Source organism: Intrasporangium sp. (assembly GCF_051961875.1).
Lineage (GTDB): Bacteria > Actinomycetota > Actinomycetes > Actinomycetales > Dermatophilaceae > Intrasporangium_A.
Window position 1 is genome coordinate 1 of the sequence record NZ_JBQCCV010000056.1, and the last position, 4,446, is coordinate 4,446.

At 72.5% G+C, this 4,446-nt stretch carries 5 protein-coding genes; 4 read left to right on the forward strand and 1 reads right to left on the reverse strand.

Features of this window, described 5'->3' with window-relative positions:
- From ACTHJJ_RS03495 to eda, 3 genes are all read left to right on the forward strand, one after another.
- The coding region (locus ACTHJJ_RS03495) for a UxaA family hydrolase (RefSeq protein ID WP_440301546.1) at window positions 1-1,279 on the forward strand (1,279 nt) is incomplete at its 5' end.
- Complete coding sequence (manD, locus tag ACTHJJ_RS03500; protein ID WP_440301550.1) at window positions 1,276-2,505, forward strand: D-mannonate dehydratase ManD; 1,230 nt, start codon at window positions 1,276-1,278, stop codon at window positions 2,503-2,505. The genes ACTHJJ_RS03495 and manD, both read left to right, overlap by 4 nt.
- Entirely contained in the window at window positions 2,495-3,142 is a 648-nt protein-coding gene (eda, locus tag ACTHJJ_RS03505) for a bifunctional 4-hydroxy-2-oxoglutarate aldolase/2-dehydro-3-deoxy-phosphogluconate aldolase (RefSeq protein WP_440301547.1), read from the forward strand. The genes manD and eda overlap by 11 nt, the downstream gene beginning before the upstream one ends.
- Before the next feature lie 15 nt (window positions 3,143-3,157).
- Here the strand turns inward: eda and ACTHJJ_RS03510 are convergent, their stop codons facing one another.
- Window positions 3,158-3,913: an SDR family oxidoreductase gene (locus ACTHJJ_RS03510; protein ID WP_440301548.1), complete on the reverse strand. Its 756-nt coding sequence runs from the start codon at window positions 3,911-3,913 to the stop codon at window positions 3,158-3,160.
- 84 nt (window positions 3,914-3,997) lie between these two features.
- On the opposite strand from ACTHJJ_RS03510, the gene ACTHJJ_RS03515 reads away from it, so the two are divergent.
- Window positions 3,998-4,411 carry a VOC family protein gene (locus ACTHJJ_RS03515; protein WP_440301549.1) on the forward strand — a complete coding sequence of 138 codons (414 nt, stop codon included), beginning with the start codon at window positions 3,998-4,000 and terminating at the stop codon, window positions 4,409-4,411.
- Window positions 4,412-4,446 lie beyond the last annotated feature (35 nt).

The window sequence follows — 4,446 nt, forward strand, 5'->3', positions numbered from 1 at the left end:
CGAGGGGGCGAGCGCGCTGGCGTCAGGCGGCGGCCAGGCGACCACCGCGCTGACGCTGCCGGCGGACCTCCGGCGCACCTTCATGGGGATCCGCCGCCCGGACGGCCGGGTCGTCACCCGCAACTACGTCGGCGTGCTGACGACGGTGAACTGCTCGGCGACCGTCGCGCGACAGGTCGCGCGGCGCACCGAGGACGCGGTGGCCGCCCTGCACCCCGACGGGGTCGACGGCGTCGTCGCCCTGACCCACGGCACGGGCTGCGGCATGGCCGACTTCGGCGAGGGCTGGGACCTGCTGCGCAAGACGCTGCAGGGATACGCGCGCCACCCCAACATCGGGGCGCTCGTCGTGATCGGCCTCGGCTGCGAGGTCAACTCGGTCACCGGGCTCATCGACTCGCTCGGCGTCGACGCGACGATCCCGATCGAGCACTTCACGATCCAGGACGTCGGCGGCACGGCTTCGGCGATCACCGAGGGTGAGAAGCTCGTCACCGGTCTCGCCGAGGACCTGCGCGGCACCCGGCGGACCGAGGTCGGCGTCGAGCACCTGGTCCTGGGTCTCAACTGCGGCGGCTCCGACGCGTGGTCGGGCCTGACGGCCAACCCGGCGCTCGGCGTCGCGAGCGACCTGCTCGTCGCCGGCGGCGGCACGAGCGTCCTCGCGGAGACCCCAGAGATCTACGGCGCGGAGCAGATGCTCGTCGAGCGGGCCGCCGATCCCAAGGTGGGCGAGGCGCTGCTCGAGCGGATCGCCTGGTGGGAGCGCTACACGGCGTCCCAGGGCACGACCCTCGACGGCAACCCCTCCCCCGGCAACAAGGCGGGCGGCATCACGACGATCCTCGAGAAGTCGCTCGGGGCCGTTGCGAAGGCGGGGCACAGCCCCCTCGCCGCGGTCTGCGGCTACGCCGACCCGATCCCGACGCCGGGCTTCGTCTTCATGGACACCCCGGGCTACGACCCGGTGTCGGTCACCGGGCTCGTCGCCGGCGGCGCGAACCTCATCTGCTTCACGACCGGCCGGGGGTCGGTCTTCGGCAGCCGGCCCGCGCCGACCGTCAAGCTCGGGACGAACTCCGACCTCGCGCTGCGGATGGCCGGCGACATCGACCTCGACTGCTCCGGCGTCGTCGAGCACGGCGTGCCGGTCGAGGAGATGGGCCGGATGGTCTACGACCTGCTGCTCGACACCGCCTCCGGGCGGCGCAGCTTCAGCGAGGAGCTCGGGCTCGGCGGCGAGGAGATCGTGCCGTGGCAGGTCGGGGCGGTGCTGTGAGGATCGCGTCGGCCGAGGTCGTCGTCACGAGCCCGGGCCGCAACTTCGTCACGCTGCGCCTCACGACCGACGAGGGCCTGGTCGGCCTCGGCGACGGCACCCTCAACGGGCGCGAGCTCGCGGTCGTGGCATACCTGCGGGACCATGTGGCGCCGCTGCTCGTCGGGCGCGATGCGCACCGGATCGAGGACACGTGGCAGCTGCTGCACCGCGGGGCGTACTGGCGCCGGGGGCCGGTCACGATGACGGCGATCGCCGCGGTCGACGTCGCGCTGTGGGACCTCAAGGCCAAGGCGGCCGGGATGCCGCTCTACCAGCTGCTCGGCGGAGCGTCGCGCAGCGGGCTGCTCGCCTACGGGCACGCGTCCGGGCGCGACACGGAGGAGCTCTTCGACTCGATCCGGCACCACCTCGACGAGGGCTTCCGGGCGATCCGGGTGCAGACCTCCATCCCCGGCGTCGGCAGCGTGTATGGCGTGTCGTCCGTCCGCGCCGCCGGTGAGCGGGCCGACCACTACGAGCCGGCGGTCCGGGCCGGGCTGTCCATCGAGGAGGGCTGGGACACCCGGGCCTACCTGCGGCACGTGCCGACCGTCTTCGAGGCGGTGCGCTCGGAGTTCGGGGCCGAGCTGCCGCTCCTGCACGACGGACACCATCGGATGACGCCGATCCAGGCCGCGCGCCTGGGCCGCGACCTCGAGCCGTACGACCTGTTCTGGCTCGAGGACTGCACCCCGATCGAGGACCAGGAGGCGCTGCGGCTCGTCCGACAGCACACCGTCACCCCGCTCGCGGTCGGCGAGGTGCTGAGCTCGGTCTGGGACTACCAGACGCTGCTGCGCGAGCGGCTCGTCGACTACGTCCGTTCGTCGGTGACGCACACGGGCGGGATCACCGGGCTGCGCCGGCTGCTCGACCTCGCCGCCCTGCACGGCGCGCGGTCCGGCATGCACGGCGCGACGGACATCTCCCCCGTCGGCATGGCGGCGGCGCTGCACCTCGGGCTGGCGATCCACAACTTCGGGATCCAGGAGTACATGCCCCACCCGGAGGTCACCGGCAAGGTGTTCGGCACGTCCTTTACCTTCGCGGACGGCCTGCTCCACCCGGGCGACGAGGTCGGGCTCGGCGTCGACCTCGACGTCGCGGCGGCTGAGCGCTTCCCCTATGAGCCGGCCTACCTGCCGGTCGCCCGACTCGCAGATGGGACCGTCCATGACTGGTGACCCGCAGGCTCGGCTCGCGGCGTTGGGTCCGATCCCCGCCGTCGTCCCCGTCGTGACGATCTCCGACGGTGTCGACGCCGTGTCGCTCGCCCGCGCCCTGTGCCGCGGGGGCCTCGACCTCATCGAGGTCGTCCTCCGCACGCCGTCGGCGCTCGAGGCGATCGAGCGGATCGCGGCCGAGGTGCCCGAGGCGCGCGTCGGGGCCGGCACGGTGACCTCGCCCGAGCAGGTCTCCGCGGCGCAACGGGCAGGGGCGACGTTCCTGGTCCTGCCGGGCTCGCCCGGTGGGCTCGTGGACGCGGCGCTTGCGTCCGGGGTCGCGGTCCTGCCGGCGGCGAGCACGGTGACCGAGATGATGGCCCTCGCCGACCGCGGGTTCCGGACGCTCAAGTTCTTCCCGGCCGAGGCGGTCGGCGGGGTCCGGCTGCTGTCGGCGGTCGGCGCGCCGCTGCCGGAGCTGCGGTTCTGCCCGACGGGCGGGGTCACGCCGGAGAATGCGGCCGACTACCTGGCGCTGCCGAACGTGCCCTTCGTCGGCGGCTCGTGGGTGTGTCCTGCGGACGCGCTCCGCGATGGCGACTGGGCGCGGGTCGAGGCGCTTGCGACCGAGGCGGCGTCTCTGTCGTCGGGCGCGTAGCGGGCGACGTCAGGGTCACAGGCCGCCGGCCACGCGGATGATCGCGCCGGTGACGTAGCCGGCGTCCGGTCCCAGGAGCCAGGAGACGGCCGGTGCGATCTCGTCCGGCTCGCCCGCCCGTCCCATCGGAATCCGGCCGACGACCCGCTCGATCCGGCCCGGCTCTCCGGCGGCGGCATGGATGCCGGTGCGCACCAGGCCGGGCGCGACGCCATTGACCCGCACGCCCTGGTCGGCGAGCTCCTTTGCCAAGCCGACGGTCAGCGCATCGACGCCGGCCTTCGCCGCGGCGTAGTGCACGTACTCGTGCGCCGAGCCGAGGGTGGCTGCCGAGGAGGACACGTTGACGATCGCGCCGCCCGGTCCACCGTGGGATGTGGACATCACCTGGGCCGCACGGCGGGCGCACAACACGGCACCGAGGAGGTTTGCGTCGATCACCTTGCGGACCATCTCCACCGGGGTGTCGGCCAGGTCTCCGATGTGGGCGGTCAGGCCGGCGTTGTTCACGAGGCCGGTGACCGGACCCAGCTCGGCGGCCGCCGCGAAGAGTGCCTCGACGTCGTCCTCGTCGGCGACGTTGCCGCGCACCGCTACCGCCCGGCGCCCAAGGGCCCGCACCGCTCCGACGACGTCCTCGGCGCTGTCACGGTCCCGCAGGTAGTTCACCGCGACCTCGTGGCCGTCCTTCGCGAGGCGTACGGCGGTCGCCGCCCCGATGCCACGTCCGCCGCCGGTCACGATCGTTACGGGTTGGCCTCCTGAGAGCATGAGGGCATCCTCCCCGATGTCCTGCTCGAACCGGCAGCCGACCATCCAGGGCGCCGCCCTGTCCGCGGCTGAGAGGACTGGCCAATGCGAACACTGCACATCGGGCTTCAGGTCGCGGATCTGGAACCCTCGCTCGCGTTCTACACCGCCCTCGGCTACACCGTGGTCGGGACCGTGCCGCAGACGGAGTTCGGCAGCCTGACAATGCTCAAGCTCCCCGGTGACGAGTTCGTGGCCCTCGAGCTCGTCCACAGTCCCGACATCGGACACGTAGCTCCGCAGGGCTTCAACCACCTCGTCATCAAGGTCGAGTCCGTTACCGCAACCATCGCTCATCTCGCCGCGCGGGGAGTATCTGCTGAAGCGCCCAGCTCGCCGGATGGCTCGGAGGACTTCTTGACGTCCTGGATCACCGACCCCGACGGGTATCGCATCGAGCTGGTGCAGTGGCCGGCTGGTCACGCCGACGGCATGAGCGAATCCGACTTCTCCGGTTAGGCGTCCACAGGCAGGAACTCTGCCTCTCACGCCGA